At 67.1% G+C, this 16,255-nt stretch carries 16 protein-coding genes and 1 pseudogene; 13 read left to right on the forward strand and 4 right to left on the reverse strand.

The annotated features are described in order from the left end of the window. The first annotated feature begins 76 nt into the window (after positions 1-76). Positions 77-871, forward strand: a complete 795-nt coding sequence (locus tag IP93_RS12385) for a peptidoglycan DD-metalloendopeptidase family protein (RefSeq protein WP_144816154.1) — start codon at positions 77-79, stop codon at positions 869-871. Positions 872-890: 19 nt separating this feature from the next. Here the strand turns inward: IP93_RS12385 and IP93_RS12390 are convergent, their stop codons facing one another. From IP93_RS12390 to yhbY, 3 genes are all read right to left on the reverse strand, one after another. Continuing rightward, the gene (locus IP93_RS12390; protein WP_158636339.1) at positions 891-1,988 is read right to left on the reverse strand and encodes a serine hydrolase domain-containing protein; all 1,098 of its coding nucleotides are present in this window, start codon (positions 1,986-1,988) and stop codon (positions 891-893) included. Positions 1,989-2,138: 150 nt separating this feature from the next. Next, the gene (locus tag IP93_RS12395; protein ID WP_144816157.1) at positions 2,139-2,513 is read right to left on the reverse strand and encodes an Mth938-like domain-containing protein; all 375 of its coding nucleotides are present in this window, start codon (positions 2,511-2,513) and stop codon (positions 2,139-2,141) included. A gap of 22 nt (positions 2,514-2,535) precedes the next feature. Then, positions 2,536-2,841, reverse strand: a complete 306-nt coding sequence (gene yhbY / locus IP93_RS12400) for a ribosome assembly RNA-binding protein YhbY (protein WP_144816159.1) — start codon at positions 2,839-2,841, stop codon at positions 2,536-2,538. A 69-nt stretch (positions 2,842-2,910) separates the two neighbouring features. Between yhbY and rlmE the strand changes: the two genes are divergently transcribed. The 12 genes and pseudogenes from rlmE to IP93_RS12460 all read left to right on the forward strand — a co-directional run. After that, positions 2,911-3,543 (forward strand): 23S rRNA (uridine(2552)-2'-O)-methyltransferase RlmE, encoded by a 633-nt coding sequence (rlmE, locus tag IP93_RS12405; protein WP_144816161.1) that lies wholly within the window; start codon positions 2,911-2,913, stop codon positions 3,541-3,543. A gap of 90 nt (positions 3,544-3,633) precedes the next feature. Further along, positions 3,634-5,535: an ATP-dependent zinc metalloprotease FtsH gene (gene ftsH, locus IP93_RS12410; RefSeq protein WP_144816163.1), complete on the forward strand. Its 1,902-nt coding sequence runs from the start codon at positions 3,634-3,636 to the stop codon at positions 5,533-5,535. A 258-nt stretch (positions 5,536-5,793) separates the two neighbouring features. Further along, positions 5,794-6,693: a dihydropteroate synthase gene (gene folP, locus IP93_RS12415; RefSeq protein ID WP_144816165.1), complete on the forward strand. Its 900-nt coding sequence runs from the start codon at positions 5,794-5,796 to the stop codon at positions 6,691-6,693. Between the two features lie 419 nt (positions 6,694-7,112). Further along, positions 7,113-8,600, forward strand: coding sequence for a sodium/proline symporter PutP (gene putP, locus IP93_RS12420; protein ID WP_144816166.1), 1,488 nt, complete (start codon positions 7,113-7,115; stop codon positions 8,598-8,600). A gap of 47 nt (positions 8,601-8,647) precedes the next feature. Next, a complete protein-coding gene (miaA, locus tag IP93_RS12425; RefSeq protein ID WP_144816168.1) occupies positions 8,648-9,625 on the forward strand; it encodes a tRNA (adenosine(37)-N6)-dimethylallyltransferase MiaA in 978 nt (325 codons plus the stop codon). A gap of 166 nt (positions 9,626-9,791) precedes the next feature. Further along, entirely contained in the window at positions 9,792-10,064 is a 273-nt protein-coding gene (gene hfq / locus IP93_RS12430) for an RNA chaperone Hfq (protein WP_144816170.1), read from the forward strand. A gap of 35 nt (positions 10,065-10,099) precedes the next feature. Continuing rightward, positions 10,100-11,401 carry a ribosome rescue GTPase HflX gene (gene hflX / locus IP93_RS12435; RefSeq protein WP_144816172.1) on the forward strand — a complete coding sequence of 434 codons (1,302 nt, stop codon included), beginning with the start codon at positions 10,100-10,102 and terminating at the stop codon, positions 11,399-11,401. A 66-nt stretch (positions 11,402-11,467) separates the two neighbouring features. Continuing rightward, positions 11,468-12,580 carry an FtsH protease activity modulator HflK gene (gene hflK, locus IP93_RS12440; protein ID WP_144816174.1) on the forward strand — a complete coding sequence of 371 codons (1,113 nt, stop codon included), beginning with the start codon at positions 11,468-11,470 and terminating at the stop codon, positions 12,578-12,580. Next, positions 12,577-13,440, forward strand: coding sequence for a protease modulator HflC (gene hflC, locus IP93_RS12445; RefSeq protein WP_144816176.1), 864 nt, complete (start codon positions 12,577-12,579; stop codon positions 13,438-13,440). The genes hflK and hflC overlap by 4 nt, the downstream gene beginning before the upstream one ends. 2 nt (positions 13,441-13,442) lie before the next feature. Then, a complete protein-coding gene (locus tag IP93_RS12450) occupies positions 13,443-13,637 on the forward strand; it encodes a DUF2065 domain-containing protein (protein WP_425480050.1) in 195 nt (64 codons plus the stop codon). A gap of 366 nt (positions 13,638-14,003) precedes the next feature. Next, positions 14,004-15,296, forward strand: coding sequence for an adenylosuccinate synthase (locus tag IP93_RS12455; protein WP_144816180.1), 1,293 nt, complete (start codon positions 14,004-14,006; stop codon positions 15,294-15,296). A gap of 178 nt (positions 15,297-15,474) precedes the next feature. Beyond that, positions 15,475-15,936 (forward strand): annotated as a pseudogene (locus IP93_RS12460) (MFS transporter); the annotation flags it as partial. 26 nt (positions 15,937-15,962) lie between these two features. Here IP93_RS12460 and IP93_RS12465 read toward each other — a convergent pair. Then, positions 15,963-16,255, reverse strand: a 293-nt coding sequence (locus IP93_RS12465) for an IS3 family transposase (RefSeq protein WP_144816182.1), incomplete at its 5' end; no start/stop codon positions are given.

The raw sequence follows: 16,255 nt of genomic DNA on the forward strand, positions 1-16,255 counted from the left end.
ATGAAGGTCCGCGTCGTCCGGCGGTCGGGTCGCCTCGTCGGCCGGGCATGAAGACATGGAGCAATAGACGAGGCGCATGATCAACATTTCCAGACACAATTCCCTGGCGGTGCGTGCCGCCAGCCTGTTCACCGCCGCCGTGCTGCTGGCCGCGTGTGCGAAAACCACGGTGGTCCGCGAGTCCGCGGCACCTTCGGTATCCAAGCCGGGCGTGGTTGCCGTGGTGGCGCGTGGCGACACGCTGTACGGCATCGCCAAGGCAAACGGTATCCAGGCCCGTGACCTGGCCGCGTGGAACGGGATTCCCACGCCGTACACCATTTATCCGGGCCAGCGCCTGAAGCTCTATCCCGGTGGTGCGGTGGCCTCCACCCGACCGTCCACGCCGAGCCGCTCGGAAAGTCGCGGCGGCAAACCTGCAACACCGGCCCCCACGTCCAAGCCGACAAGCGTGGCGGCCGCCAAGCCCGCCGCCCCGGCGGCCGTGCCCGTGGTGAGCAACGTCAAATGGCGCTGGCCTGCCGATGGCGAGCTGATCAGCCGTTACGTGGCGGGCGAGCCGACCAGGCAGGGCATCGGCATCGCCGGCGGCAGCGGGGCACCGGTGCGCGCCGCAGGCGACGGCGTGGTGGTCTATTCGGGCTCCGGCCTGGTGGGCTACGGCGAACTGATCATCATCAAGCACAACGACGAGTGGCTGTCGGCCTATGGCCACAACCGCAAGCGCATGGTCAACGAAGGCCAACTGGTGAAGGTGGGGCAACAGATCGCGGAGATGGGGCGCAGTGGCGCGCCACGCGACATGCTGCACTTTGAGGTGCGTTACAACGGCAAGCCGGTCGATCCGCTGCAGTACCTGCCCAAGCGGTGAGTCCCCTCGCAGGTGGCTGTTACCCCACTTTCGGACGAGAGCATCCAGTCCGAATCGCCGGGCTATCGGTAAAGAGGTTCCGAAGCCGGGGGAGAAGATCGCCGTAGTCAAGCTCCGTCATATTGCTGGCCACTGCAATGACGAGTTGTTGATCGGGGAACAGCCAGAACTGGGTTGTGCCCCCGATGGAACCTCCACCGTGGCCGATCCACCGGTTTCCCTCTGCATCGACGACGGTTCGCCATCCAATGCCGTAACCCGTATTGGCACCTGCGGAGGTCCTCTGCTCCGTCCACAGGATGTTTCGCATGTCAGGTGAAACCAGGCGATCATCGAAGTGGGCAAGCCCGAACCGCACAAGATCATCTGTCGTGGAAAGAATGCCGCCACTTGCCCACTTGTTGCTGTTGTCTACCTCGGGTTCATTGAGGAGTTTGCCCTCGCGGCGCACGTAGTAGCGGCCCCGATGGGGCACTATCTGGCCAATATGATCGGCTTCCGTGTCCGCCATCCCCAAGGGGACGAATACTGATTCGGCCATATGGTCGAGGAAGGCCTTGTTTGAGGCTTGCTCGATAACGGCGGCCAGGAGGTTGTAGCCGTAGGAGGAGTACCTCCATTCCTTGCCTGGGGGCGCAACCAGAGGATCATCCTTGAAGATCGCCAGGGCATCACCCACGCTGGCGTAGTGCGTCCGGCTGTATGCCTCATCACCAGCGTAGTGCCGTATGCCGGCCAAGTGTCCCGCCAGCTGCCTGACGCTGAAGTCGTGCTCTTTTCTCGGGAAGGTCGGCACATATCGCCGCACGTCGGCATCAAGATCGATGCGGCCTCTCGCAATCAACGTGGTGAGCGCAAGCGCGGTCATCGGCTTTGCGACGCTTCCAATTCTGAACCTGGTTACAGCGGGCGCTACTGGAACCCGCTGTTCAACATCGGCAAAGCCGAAGCCCTCAGACCAGACAATTCGGTCGCAACGACCCACGGAGACTGAAAGCCCGGGAGCGCCGCTCGCCTTGGTGAACTCGCGGACCAGCTGTTCGGCTTCGGCGGTCGGGATGGCGGCACCGGCGTCAAAACCGACAAGCACCAGGAGTGCCGCAGCCGGCCATTTCAAGGATGGCAACCGAACAGTCGCAGGTAGATGCACAAAAGCTCCCTTCAGGTTGTCTACGCGGCCATCCGGGTCACCCCAAGCGCACGGCGGCCCACCAACCAGGTGATCCCGGTAATCGGGCGGTCCCAATATCGGCCGCGCGGCGGCGCATCAGCCCGGCAGGATGAAGCCAGCCACGACTTTACGGTGTTCCCCGGCCAGCACGTTGAACGTGCGGGCCGCGGCCGCATTCGACATCACTTCCAGGCCCACGTGCCGCCTCAGGCAGGCCGCCATCACCGCGGCGGACGGGAACACCTGTGCGGGGCCGGTGCCGAGGATCACCACCTCCGGCGCCAACGCCAGCAGCGGTTCCAGATCCTCGGCGGTGAGTGCCTTGGCATCGCTCACCGACCACGCCTCGATCAGCGTGTCCGGGGCCAGCACGAAGCTGGCCGTCAGCGCGCGGTCATTGACCAGCGCGGAGGTGCCATTGGCGGCACGCAGGAAGAATTCGTAGTCGGGGCGTTCAAGGTTGAGCTGCATGGGCGCGCTCCGGTCCCGGGACTCAAGAGCGGGGCAGCACGATCTGGCGCTTGTCCTTGCTCGGGCGGTACAGCACGGCGGTATGGCCGATGCGCTGCACCAGCGCGGACCCGGTGCGGCCGGTGAGGTCGTCGATCATGGCGTCGCGCGCCTCGCGGTCCGCCGCGCCCACCTTCACCTTGATCAGCTCGTGGTGCTCCAGTGCCACGTCCACCTCGGCCACCAGCGCGTCCGTGATGCCCTTGCCACCCACCTGCAACATCGCCTTCAGGTCATGGGCCTGGCCGCGCAGGAAGCGGGTCTGGGCGGAAGTCAGCACGGTCGACATCGGAGCACGCAACAGGGGTGTGGCAGGGCGCTCAGGGTATCATGACGGCCTTCCCCCACCCGCATCGCCATGGCCACCCGCAGCAAAAGCAGTCAGCGCTGGTTGCAGGAGCACGTTTCCGATCCCTTCGTGAAGAAGGCCAAGAAGGAAGGTGCCCGTTCGCGTGCCATCTACAAGCTCGAGGAACTGGTCGATCGCGACAGGCTGCTGAAGCCGGGCATGACCGTGGTCGACCTGGGCTCGGCGCCGGGCAGCTGGTCGCAGCTGGTCCAGGCGCGCCTGGCCGGCAGTGGCCGGGTCATCGCCATCGACATCCTGCCCATGGCGCCGATGGCCGGGGTCGAGTTCCTGCAGGGTGACTTCCGGGACGATGAAGTCCTGGCCCAGCTTGAGACCATGGTCGGGGACAAGCCGGTGGACCTTGTGCTTTCCGACATGGCCCCCAATAAGAGCGGGATGGACGCGGTGGACATGCCGCGGGCGCTGTACCTGTCGGAGCTGGCCATGGACTTCGCCGACAGGCACCTGCGCACCGGCGGCGCGTTCCTGATCAAGCTGTTCCAGGGCGTGGGGTTCGACGACTACGTGCGTGAGCTGCGCAAGCGCTACGACAAGGTCGTGATCCGCAAGCCGGAGGCGTCGCGCAAGCGCTCGCCCGAGGTGTACGCGCTGGCACAGGGCAAGCGGGCGGTGCCGAAGTAGGGCATCCCTGCGCGTGGGTACGGTAGCGCCGTTCAGCAAATGGCGGGTTTTGACAATGTTTCGGCAGGCGGTTGCGCGTAAGGTAGGCACATGAACGATTTGGCCAAGAATCTGCTGCTCTGGGTGGTCGTCGCCGTCGTGTTGATGGTGGTGTTCCAGGCATTCGGTCCGCGCACCGCCGTCAGCGAGCCGCTGGCGTACGACCAGTTCGTGCAGCAGGTGCAGAACGACCGCATCGCCAAGGTGACCATCGCCGAGGACCGGACCACCATCAATGGCCAGTTCAAGGACGGCAAGTCCTTCACCACGTACAACCCCGGCGACAAGGACCTGGTCAACGACCTGATCCAGCACAAGGTCGCCATCGAGCAGACCCCGCCGGCCAACGGGCCGTCGCTGGTGTACATCCTGATCAACATCCTGCCGTGGCTGCTGTTCATCGGCATCTGGGTGTATTTCATGCGCCAGATGCAGCAGGGCGGCGGCAAGGGCGCGATGAGCTTCGGCAAGTCGCGGGCCAAGATGCAGGGCGAGAACGAGGTGAAGGTGACCTTCGCCGACGTCGCCGGCTGCGACGAGGCCAAGGAGGAAGTCGGCGAGCTGGTCGAATTCCTGCGCGACCCCTCCAGGTTCCAGAAGCTGGGCGGCAAGATCCCGCGTGGCGTGCTGATGGTCGGCCCGCCGGGCACCGGCAAGACCCTGCTGGCGCGCGCCATTGCCGGCGAGGCCAAGGTGCCGTTCTTCAGCATTTCAGGTTCGGACTTCGTCGAGATGTTCGTCGGCGTGGGCGCCAGCCGCGTGCGCGACATGTTCGAGACCGCCAAGAAGCACGCGCCGTGCATCATCTTCATCGATGAAATCGACGCCGTCGGCCGCCACCGTGGCGCCGGCCTGGGCGGCGGCCATGACGAGCGCGAGCAGACCCTCAACCAGCTGCTGGTCGAGATGGACGGCTTCGAGGGTGGCGAGGGCGTGATCGTGATCGCCGCGACCAACCGTCCGGACGTGCTGGATCCTGCTTTGTTGAGGCCTGGTCGCTTCGACCGCCAGGTGGTGGTCGGCCTGCCGGACGTGAAGGGCCGCGAGCAGATCCTGCGCGTGCACATGCGCAAGCTGCCGCTGGATGCCGACGTGGAGCCGATGACGATTGCACGCGGCACCCCGGGCTTCTCCGGCGCCGACCTGGCCAACCTGTGCAACGAGGCCGCGCTGTTCGCCGCGCGCGAGAACGCGAAGGAAGTCCGCATGGACCACTTCGACCGCGCCCGCGACAAGATCCTGATGGGTGCCGAGCGCCGCTCGATGGCGATGAGCGAGGACGAGAAGAAGCTCACCGCCTACCACGAGGCCGGCCACGCCATCGTCGGCCGCCTGGTGCCCGAGCACGACCCGGTCTACAAGGTCACGATCATTCCCAGGGGCAGGGCCTTGGGCGTGACCATGTACCTGCCGGAAGGCGACAAGTACTCGCTGAACAAGGTCGCCATCCAGTCGCAGCTGTGCTCGCTGTACGGTGGGCGCGTGGCGGAGGAGTTGATCTTCGGTGCCGACAAGGTCACCACGGGGGCGTCCAACGACATCGAGCGCGCCACCAAGATGGCCCGCAACATGGTCACCAAGTGGGGCCTGAGCGATGCCATGGGCCCGATCGCCTACAGCGAGGAGGAGGACGAAGTGTTCCTCGGCCGCTCGGTGACGCAGCACAAGAACGTGTCCAACGAGACGGCGGCGCGGATCGACGAAGTGGTGCGCGGCATCCTGGACCAGGCCTACGCGCGCACCACCCAGATCCTGCGCGACAACCTCGACAAGCTGCACACCATGGCCGACGCGCTGCTGCAGTACGAGACCATCGACGCCAAGCAGATCGACGACATCATGGCCGGGCGTGAGCCGGGTCCGCCTGCGGAGTGGACCAAGTCCGGTCGCGCGTCCAAGGACGATGCCGAGACCCCGGGCGGTGCCATTGGTGGGCCAGCGGCGCAGACCTGAGGCGCTGACGTCAACCTGCATGGGAGAGGCCGGGTTTGACCCGGCCTTTTGCTTTTGGGGGCCGGCGCCGAGTGGTGTCCGCTCGTGGCGCCAGGCAGCGCCTGTCCGACAGCGGCTGTCGCGAGGGCCGGAAAATGCAGGAGCCCATGTCGCTTCCTGCCAGTCGCATCCGCGCGCGTGCAATATGATCCCGCACGGGTACCGTGTCCCATGGTGTGCTTGGTAGTCTGCGCACTCGTACTTCCAAGGATGCCCGCCATGTTCGACATCGCTCCCACGCTGGATTGCAACGGCCGCATGCTGGTCCTGGACCGGCCGCGGGTGATGGGTATCGTCAACATCACCCCGGACTCCTTTTCCGATGGTGGCGAGCACGACACGCTGGAGGCGGCTGTCGCGCATGGCGTGCTTCTGGCGGGGCAGGGGGCGGACATCCTCGACGTGGGCGGCGAGTCCACCCGGCCCGGCGCTGATGAAGTGCCGGTGGAGGAGGAACTGCGCCGCGTGGTGCCACTGGTGCGGCGGCTGCGCGAGGCCACGTCACTGCCGATCAGCGTGGACACCTACAAGCCCGAGGTGATGCGTGCGGCGGTGGAGGCTGGCGCAGGCATGATCAACGACATCTACGGGTTACGGCAGGAGGGTGCGCTGGATGCGGCAGCGGCGCTGGGCGTGCCGGTGGTGTTGATGCACATGCTGGGCGAGCCGCGTTCGATGCAGGCCGCGCCCCGGTACGACGACGTGGTCGGCGAGGTGCACCGGTTCCTGGCGGAGCGGCTGTTCGCGGCGGAGATGGCCGGGATTCCCAAGAAGCGCCTGGTCGTCGATCCGGGGTTCGGCTTCGGCAAGGACACACAGCACAACCTCGCGCTGCTGGCCCAGCTCGAGCGCTTCGCCGACCTGGGCGTGCCGGTACTGGCCGGCCTGTCGCGCAAGCGCAGCATCGGCGAGATCACCGGACGCGACGTGCCACGCGAGCGCGTGGCCGGGTCGGTGGCGGCGCACCTGATCGCGGCGCAGCGCGGGGCGATGCTGCTGCGCGTGCACGACGTGGCCGAAACGGTGGATGCGTTGAAGGTGTGGAATGCCGTTGCGGCCCAACCCATGCCGCGGGTTCGCAGCGCGACGCCTTCGATCCGCTGGCCGGACGAGGATTGAACTTCGCGCGCACGAACCTCGTGCATGTCAAGCTTTTTCGTTGCGTTGGCGCGTGGTCAAGAAATAGCCAAATGTATTGACACGCCCACCCCGCAAGGGCTGCGCGACGTTGCCCACATCGTCATCCCAATGGTTGTCCACAGGCGATGTGCACAACTGCATGCCGGCGCGGATCCACTGCTTTCCGGCATGGTGAAATTTTGACCAAACCTCTTGCGCACCCCATCGCTGCTGGGCCGTGGCGTTTGCTCCCCAAGCTTATCCCGGAGGTTGTCCACAGGCCCTGTGAACAACCGCGCGCGGACCGCGCCAGGATCGACCCGGCTGCTGCATTGCCGCATCGACCAGACGCGGTGCGGCCGGTCCGACAGTTCCGCGCTGAGGTAAGCTCCCGCACTGATCCAGGGGGAAAGAACCAGATGACCGCCAGCACGCCGCTGCTCGTGACCTTCGGGCTGTACCTGATCGCGATGGTCATGATCGGTTTCATCGCCTGGCGGTCCACGCGCAACTTCGACGACTACATCCTGGGCGGCCGTTCGCTGGGCAGCTTCGTCACCGCGCTGTCGGCCGGTGCCTCGGACATGAGCGGCTGGTTGCTGATGGGCCTGCCGGGGGCGTTGTACCTCACGGGACTGTCCGAGGCCTGGATCGCCATCGGCCTGACCGTGGGCGCCTACCTCAACTGGCGCTTCGTGGCCGGCCCGCTGCGGGTGTACACCGAGCGCACGAACAACGCCTTGACCCTCCCGGACTACTTCACCCACCGCTTTGCCGACAGCGGACGGCTGCTGCGCATTTTCTCGGCGCTGGTCATCCTGGTGTTCTTCGCGGTCTATTGCGCCTCGGGCATCGTGGCGGGCGCGCGGCTGTTCGAAAGCGTGTTCGGCGTGCCGTATGCGCAAGCGCTGTGGTATGGCGCCGCGGCAACGATCGCCTACACGCTGATCGGCGGCTTCCTGGCGGTGAGCTGGACCGACACCGTGCAGGCTTCGCTGATGATCTTCGCACTGCTGCTCACGCCGGTCATCGTGGTGATCAGCAACGGCGGCATCCAGCCGAGCCTGGCACTGATCGAGCAGGTCGACCCCAGCCGGCTTGAGTGGATCGGGGCTGGCGGAATCATGGCCGTGGTGTCCGCCGCGGCATGGGGCCTGGGCTACTTCGGCCAGCCCCATATCCTGGCGCGGTTCATGGCAGCGGACCACGTCAGCTCCATTCCCAGGGCGCGCCGGATCGGCATGACCTGGATGGTGCTCTGCCTGGGCGGGGCGATCGCGGTGGGCTTCTTCGGCATCGCGTATTTCGCCGCCCACCCGGAAGCCGCCGCGCCGGTAAACCAGAATCCCGAGCGCGTGTTCATCACGCTGGCCGAGCAACTGTTCAACCCGTGGATCGCCGGCGTGCTGCTGTCGGCGATCCTGGCCGCGGTGATGAGCACGCTGTCGTGCCAGCTGCTGGTGTGCTCCAGTGCCATTACCGAGGATTTCTACCGCGGCTTCCTGCGGCCCACGGCCAGCCAGCGCGAGCTGGTCTGGGTGGGGCGCGCCTCGGTGCTGGCGGTGTCGCTGCTGGCCATCGCCATCGCGCGAGACCCCGACAGCCGGGTCCTGGGCCTGGTCAGCTACGCCTGGGCCGGCTTTGGTGCCGCGTTCGGGCCGGTGGTGATCCTGTCGCTGGTCTGGCACCGCATGACGCGCAATGGCGCGCTCGTGGGCATGGTGGCCGGCGCGCTCACGGTGATCCTGTGGAAGCAGACCGGCAGCGCGATGTACGAGATCGTACCCGGGTTCATCGTGGCGACGGTGGCGATCGTGGTGGTCAGCCTGCTCGACAAGGCGCCGCCGGACGCGGTGCAGGTGACGCACCAGCAGGTCCGCGCATCGCTGCGCGAAAATCGGCACTGAGATGCCCATCGCACAATGGCTGTCACGTGCCGCATGATCGGCCTGCCATGACCGTCGAACCGCTGGACCACCGACCCGTCGCCATTGCCCTGATGGGGCCCACGGCATCGGGCAAGACCGCGCTGGCGCTGGACTGGGCCGAGCGGCTGGGCGGCGAGATCGTCAGCGTCGACTCCGCGCTGGTCTACCGCGGGCTGGACATTGGTTCGGCCAAGCCGACCGCCAGCGAACTACAGCGGGTACCGCACCACCTGGTCGACGTTCGTGACCCGTGGCAGCCCTTTTCGGCAGCTGATTTCGCCCAGCAGGCCCGGGTGGCGATGGAGGGCATCGCCGCCCGTGGACGGGTGCCGGTGCTGGCCGGCGGCACGGGTCTGTACTTCCACGCGTTGCTGCGCGGGCTGTCGCCGATGCCCGAGGCCGACCCCGCCACACGCGCGCAACTGGAGGCAGAGGCGGCCGAGCGCGGTTGGGCCGCGTTGCACGCCGAACTGACGGTGCTCGATCCGGAGGCGGCCCGCCGCATCCACGCGACCGATGCCCAGCGCATCCAGCGCGCACTGGAGGTCCATCGCCTGTCCGGCCGCACCATCACCGAGTGGCGTCGCGAAGGGCTGATGGTCCCGCGCTTGCCGTTCCGCGTGCTCAAGCTGGTGCTGGCCCCGGCCGACCGGGCGGTACTGCATGCACGCATCGAGCAACGGTTCGACGCCATGCTGGCGGCCGGCTTCCTGGACGAGGTGCGGGCGCTGCGCAGCCTACCGCGATTGCAGGTCCACCCGGCCCCGCTGGAGCTGCCTGCCTTGCGCGCCGTCGGCTATCGGCAGGCGTGGGAATACCTGGACGGCGGCAGCAGCGCGGCGGAGTTCCGCGATCGCGGCATTTTCGCCACCCGCCAGTTGGCCAAGCGGCAGCTCACGTGGCTGCGCGGGGAGCTGGATGCGCGCTGGTTCGACCCGGCCACCCAGCGCGAAGGGCTGGAGCGGGCGCTGGCGATGTTCCTGCCGCCTTCGATGCGCCGCTGAGCGCGAGTGCGACGGCCGTCGCGCAATTCGCCGTGGCGGGGAAGTCCCCATCGTGCGGGATTGCGTTACCATCGGCCCATCGCCGCTGTGGGGACAGCTACCGGCGACGCGGATGGCCGTGGAGGTCCCGCCCATAACTAGAACGCTAATGTTGGGGAACACTCTGATGTCCAAGGGACAGTCCTTGCAGGATCCTTTCCTGAACGCCCTGCGCCGCGAGCGCGTACCGGTCTCGGTTTACCTGGTCAACGGCATCAAGCTGCAGGGCACCATCGAGTCCTTCGACCAGTTTGTCGTGCTGCTGCGCAATACGGTCAGCCAGATGGTCTACAAGCACGCCATTTCCACCGTGGTGCCGGCGCGCAACGTGCGCGTGGGGCCGAGCGGTGGCCAGATGCAGCCGGGTGAAGGCGACGAGGGCGCCGACGAGGCAGAATGACGGCCTGTCAGGCCGTCCCCGGGAAGTGAGCGCGCGTGTTTTTTGAGAGATCCCGCAAGGGCGAGCACGCGTTGCTGATCCAGCCGCACGCCGGCGGACCACCCGACGAGGGGCTGCTGGAGGAATTCACCGACCTGGCCCGGTCGGCCGGCGCGACGATCGCGGCGGTCATGACCGCGCGCATCGACCGGCCCAATGCCGCCACGCTCATCGGCAGCGGCAAACTGGAGGAGATCAAGGCGGCGGTGGAAGCCAGCGGCGCAGACCTCATCCTGGTCAACTTCGCACTGACGCCCACCCAGGAGCGCAACCTGGAGCGCGCGTTGCAGCGCCGGGTGGTGGACCGTACCGGGCTGATCCTGGACATCTTCGCCCAGCGCGCGCACAGCCACGAGGGCAAGCTGCAGGTGGAACTGGCGCAATTGCGCCACATGTCCACCCGGCTGGTGCGCGGCTGGACCCACCTGGAACGCCAGCGTGGCGGCGCCATCGGCCTGCGCGGCCCGGGCGAAACGCAGCTTGAGCTGGACCGCCGCATGCTGCAGGCGCGGCTGGAATCGCTGCAACGACGGCTGGCCAAGGTGGAGGTGCAGCGCTCGCAGATGCGCCGTGCGCGTCTGCGCAGCGAGATGCCACGCGTGGCGCTGGTGGGTTACACCAACGCCGGGAAATCCACCCTGTTCAACGCGCTCACCGGCGCGGAGGCCTACGCGGCCGACCAGCTGTTCGCCACGCTGGACCCCACGGTGCGCCGTATCGACCTGTCCGGCGGCAGCGTGACCCTGGCCGACACCGTGGGTTTCGTGCGCGACCTGCCGCATGCGCTGGTGGCGGCATTCCGGTCCACGTTATCGGAATCACGGGAGGCCGACCTGCTGCTGCATGTCATCGACGCGGCTGACCCGCTGCGCGACGAGCGCATTGCCCAGGTCAACGCGGTGCTGGCCGAAATCGGTGCTGGCGACATCCCGCAGGTGCTGGTGTTCAACAAGATCGATCGGCTCGAAGGTGCCGCGCCGCGGCTGGACCAGCCGGGCGAGGGGCCGATGCGGGTCTGGCTCTCGGCGCGCGATGGCGTCGGCCTGGACCTGCTGCACACCGCCATGGCCGAGGCCCTGGAGCTGCGCCACGTGCGCGGCGAGGTGCGCATTCCGCCACAGGCGGCAAGGTTGCGCGCCCGCCTGCACGAGCTCGGGGTGGTGCGCAGTGAGCAGGGCGACGAGCACGGCTGGCGCCTGCAGGTGGACATCGCCCTGGCCGATGCCCAGCGCCTGTTCGCCCAGCCCCACGGCGAGGCCCTGCGGCCCTTGCTTGAGGCCGCCGGAGCCCCCACCTAGAATCGACACGCGCCTGCAGGTCGGCTTTGCCACGCCTGCCGGTCCGTTTCACTACATGGAGCAGGCATGGCCTGGAACACCCCTGGCAGTAGCAATTCGGGCGGCTCGAGCGGTCGTCCGCCGCGTCGCGGTCCCGGCGGACGCAACCTGGACGCCCTGTTGGACCCGCTGCGCGGCCTGTTCGGCGACGGCAGTGGCGGCAACATCCTGCGCTGGGTCGCGATAGTCGTTGGCCTGTGGCTGGTCTTCAACTGCTTCGTGCTGATCACCGAACAGCAGCGTGGCGTGGTGCTGCGTTTTGGCCAGTTCGCGCGCGTGATGCAGCCGGGCCCGCACTTCAAGTTGCCGTGGCCGATCGAACGGGTGACCAAGATCAACGCCACCCAGATCAAGACCTTCAGCGAGAACGTGCCGGTCCTGACCGCCGACGAGAACATCGTGCTGGTCGAGATCAACGTGCAGTACCGCGTCAGCGATCCGCAGATGTACCTGTTCGGTACCCGCGACGGCGACGCCATGCTGGCGCAGGCCGCGCTGAGCACGGTGCGCGAGCAGGTGGGCCGTTCCACGCTGGATACCGTACTGGGTGCGCGCAATGCGCTGGCGGTGTCCGCGCGCGACCAGCTGCAGAAGTCGCTGGCGGCCTACCGCACCGGCCTGGCGGTGACGGAGTTGAACCTGCCCAACGCGCGTCCGCCGGAGGAGGTCAAGCCGGCCTTCGACGACGTCAACAGCGCGCAGCAGGACAAGGACCGCCTGATCAGCGAGGCCCGCGCCTACGCCGCGCAGGTGGTGCCGGAAGCCCGCGGCCAGGCCGCGCGCGTGCGTACCGTGGCCGAAGGCTACAAGACCGCATCGATCGCCCGGGCACAGGGTGACGCAGATCGCTTCTCGCTGCTGGTGGACCAGTACCAGGCCGCGCCCGAGGTGACCCGCAAGCGCCTGTGGCTGGAAACGGTGCAGGAAGTGCTGGCCGACAACCGCAAGATCGTGGGCGGCGATTCGCGCCAGTTGCTCTACGTGCCGATGGAGCCGGCGAAGGGCGGCTCCACCCCCGGTAACCTGCTGTCACCGGAGACCCTCGCGCCGGCCGTCACCGCGATCGAACAGGCAGCCGAGCAATCCACCCGCAGTGGCCGCACGCCACGCCCCACCGGCCGTGAGGAGGTCACCCGATGAAAGTCTCGTTCTGGGTCGCCACCGCCGTGGCCGTGCTGCTGGCGCTGATGGGTTCGCTGTACGTGGTCAACGAAGGGCAGACCGGCATGGTGCTGCAGTTCGGCCGCGTGGTGCGCAGTGACATCGGTCCCGGCCTGCATTTCAAGTTCCCGCTGGTCGAAACCGCGCGTGTGTTCGACCGTCGCCTGCAGGTGCTGGACGCCGAGCCCGAGCGCTACCTGACGTCCGAGCGCAAGGACGTCAGCGTGGACTTCTTCGCCGTGGGCATGATCCAGGATGTGCGCGCGTTCTACCGGGCCACCGGTGGCGACGAGTCCGTGGCGGTGCAGCGCCTGGCGCCGATCATCAAGGATTCGCTGCGCAACGAGATCAATGCCCGCACGCTGCAGCAGGTGGTGTCCGGCAACCGACAGGAAGTGATCGGCAGCCAGTTGAAGGCGATCAACGACGGCGCGGCCACGATGGGCATCCGCATCGTGGACATGCGCATCAAGCAGATCGACCTGCCCACCGACAGCCAGGTGATCCAGGACGTCTACCGGCGCATGCGTGCGCAGCGACAGCAGGTGGCCAGCCGCCTGCGTGCCGAAGGCGCGGAGCAGGCCAATACGGTGCGCGCCGAGGCCGACCGCGAGCAGGCGGTCATCGCCGCCGAGGCCGAGCGCGATGCGCAGCGCCTGCGCGGTGAGGGCGATGCACAGGCGGCCAAGGCCTACGCCGCCGCCGCCAACAAGGACCCGGGCTTCTACGCGTTCCAGCGCAGCCTGGAGGCCTACCGCAAGTCGTTCGCGGACGGGCAGGGCGTGATCGTGCTGGATCGTGACGATCAGTTCCTGCAGTACCTGAACAAAGACCGCTGAGCGTGTCCGAGGAACTGATCTCGGCCTTGTGCCTGGTGGCCGTGCTGGAGGGGCTGGTACTGTTTGCCGCCCCTCAGGGCTGGAAGCGGGCGGCGGAGCAGCTGTATGCGATGCCCAACCAGCGGCTGCGGGCGATTGGCGGGTTCGTGGTGATCCTGGGGCTGCTGTCGCTGATGTGGGTGCGGCACCAGTTCTGAGTTTTTTGGGGCTTGGGTGGGTAAAACAAAAAGCGAAAGCCACGGCTTCCCTTGCAGCGACGAGAGGGATGCGGGCACGTGGGTATTGCGGAAAGGCGGCCATGGATGGCCGCCGGCCCCGACTCGGGGCAGGATGCCCCGATGGAGGGGAGTAGCAATGCCCGCGTGCCCGTATACCGCCCATCGGATCCGGTGAACGGCAAAAAGACTGGCCCCAAGCCCCCAAAACCCGGATAATGCACAAAAGCCGGCCGGGGCAATCCCCGCCGGCTTTTTCCGTGTCTGGGGGGCCGACAGGCCCTTCACCTTTTCTGCCCGGCCTTCCCCCTACGCTATCGGCCCGGCGGAACCTGATTGGAGCGAGTCATGGGTCAGTCTGTCGTGGTGTTGGGTGCCCAATGGGGCGATGAAGGCAAGGGCAAGATCGTCGATCTGCTCACCGAGGAAATCGGTGCCGTGGTGCGCTTCCAGGGTGGCCACAACGCCGGCCACACCCTGGTCATCGGCGGCAAGAAGACCGTGCTGCACCTGATCCCGTCGGGCATCCTGCGCGAAGGCGCGCTGTGCCTGATCGGCAACGGCGTGGTGCTGAGCCCGGCCGCGCTGCGCAAGGAAATCGACGAGCTGGAAGCCACCGGCGTGGACGTGCGTTCGCGCCTGAAGATCAGCCCGGCCACGCCGCTGATCATGCCGTACCACATCGCGCTGGACCAGGCTCGCGAGAAGGCCGCCGGCAAGGGCGCCATCGGCACCACCGGCCGTGGCATCGGCCCGGCGTACGAGGACAAGGTGGCGCGTCGCGGCATCCGCGTGGCTGACCTGCACTACCCCAAGGAGCTGGCCGAGAAGCTGCGTAGCACGATGGATTACCACAACTTCGTGCTCACCCAGTACCTGGGCGTCGACGCGGTGGATTACCAGAAGACGCTGGACGAGGCCCTGGCCTTCGGCGAATACGTGGAGCCGATGAAGTCCGACGTGGCCGGCATCCTCCATGACCTGCGCAAGCAGGGCAAGCGCGTGCTGTTCGAAGGCGCGCAGGGTTCGCTGCTGGACATCGACCACGGCACCTACCCGTACGTGACTTCGTCCAACACCACGGTGGGCGGTGCGTATGCGGGCACCGGCGTGGGCGCGGACGCGATCGACTACGTGCTGGGCATCTGCAAGGCCTACGCCACGCGCGTGGGTGGCGGCCCGTTCCCGACCGAACTCCACGACGAAGTGGGCCAGGGCATCCGCGATCGCGGCGCCGAGTACGGCGCGACCACCGGCCGCCCGCGCCGCTGCGGCTGGATGGACATCGTGGCGCTCAAGCGCGCGGTGGCCATCAACGGCATCACCGGCCTGTGCATCACCAAGCTGGACGTGCTGGACGGCATGGAGAAGCTGAAGGTGTGCATCGGCTACAAGTACGGCGGCAAGACCACCGAGTACGCGCCGCTGGACGCGGCGGGCTGGGAGGAGTGCGAGCCCGTGTACCTGGAGTTCCCGGGCTGGAGCGAGAACACCCACGGCGTGACCGAGTGGGACAAGCTGCCGCCGGCCGCGCGCGCCTACCTGCGTGCGCTGGAAGAGCTGTCGGGTTGCCCGCTGGCCATCGTCTCGACCGGTCCGGACCGTGAGCACACGATGGTGCTGCAGGACCCGTGGGCCTGATCGAGGCCCGCGCGGTACTCCGGAAAGCCCCGCCTTGTGCGGGGCTTTCTCATTGCAGCGCCCAGATGGCATCGGGCCGGCGACCGTGTGAGGGTGCCCACGGATCCGGGGCGATATCCTGTACCGCTTGGCGACTTCGCGCACGTGAAGCCCGCTCCGCCGAATACATACCCCTTTGATGACTTCCACGCCTTCATCCAAACCTGGCGCTGCCCATGGGCTGCCCATTTCCGTCCGCACGCTGGCCATCCTGCTGGGTGGGCTGGCGATGTTCGGTCCGTTCTCCATCGACGCGATCTTTCCGGCGTTTCCGGTCATGGGCGCGGCGCTGGGTGCGGACAAGGTGGCGATGCAGCAGACGCTCAGCGTGTACCTGGTGGCGTACGCGCTCATGAGCCTGGTGCATGGGCCGCTGTCGGATGCGATCGGGCGCAAGCGGGTGATCCTGTGGGGGCTGGCGGTGTTCACGCTGGCGTCGGTGGGCTGCGCGCTTTCGCGCGACATGGGCACGCTCCTGGCATTCCGCGTGCTGCAGGGGCTGTCGGCGGGCGTGGGCCTGATCGTGGGCCGCGCGGTGATTCGCGACGTGCTGCACGGCGACGATGCGCAGCGGTTGATGAGCCAGGTGTCGATGATCTTCTGGACCGACCAGAGTTCCATAGACACTCAGTCGCCGCTCTGCGCGTAGCGCTTTTCGAACTCTACCGGTGACATGCCGCCAGCGGAACCATGCCGGCGAATCGGGTTGTAGAACATCTCGATGTAGTCGAACACGTCCGAAGCAGCAGTGGCTCGCGTCGGGTAGATCTGCCGCTTGATCCGCTCCTTCTTCAGGACGCTGAAGAAACTCTCGGCCACGGCGTTGTCGTGGCAGTTCCCGCGACGGCTCATGCTCGGCACCATCCGGTGCGCCTTCAGGAACGACTGCCAGTCGTTGCTGGTGAACTGGCAGCCCTGGT

The organism is Aerolutibacter ruishenii, assembly GCF_007830115.1.
Lineage (GTDB): Bacteria > Pseudomonadota > Gammaproteobacteria > Xanthomonadales > Xanthomonadaceae > Aerolutibacter > Aerolutibacter ruishenii.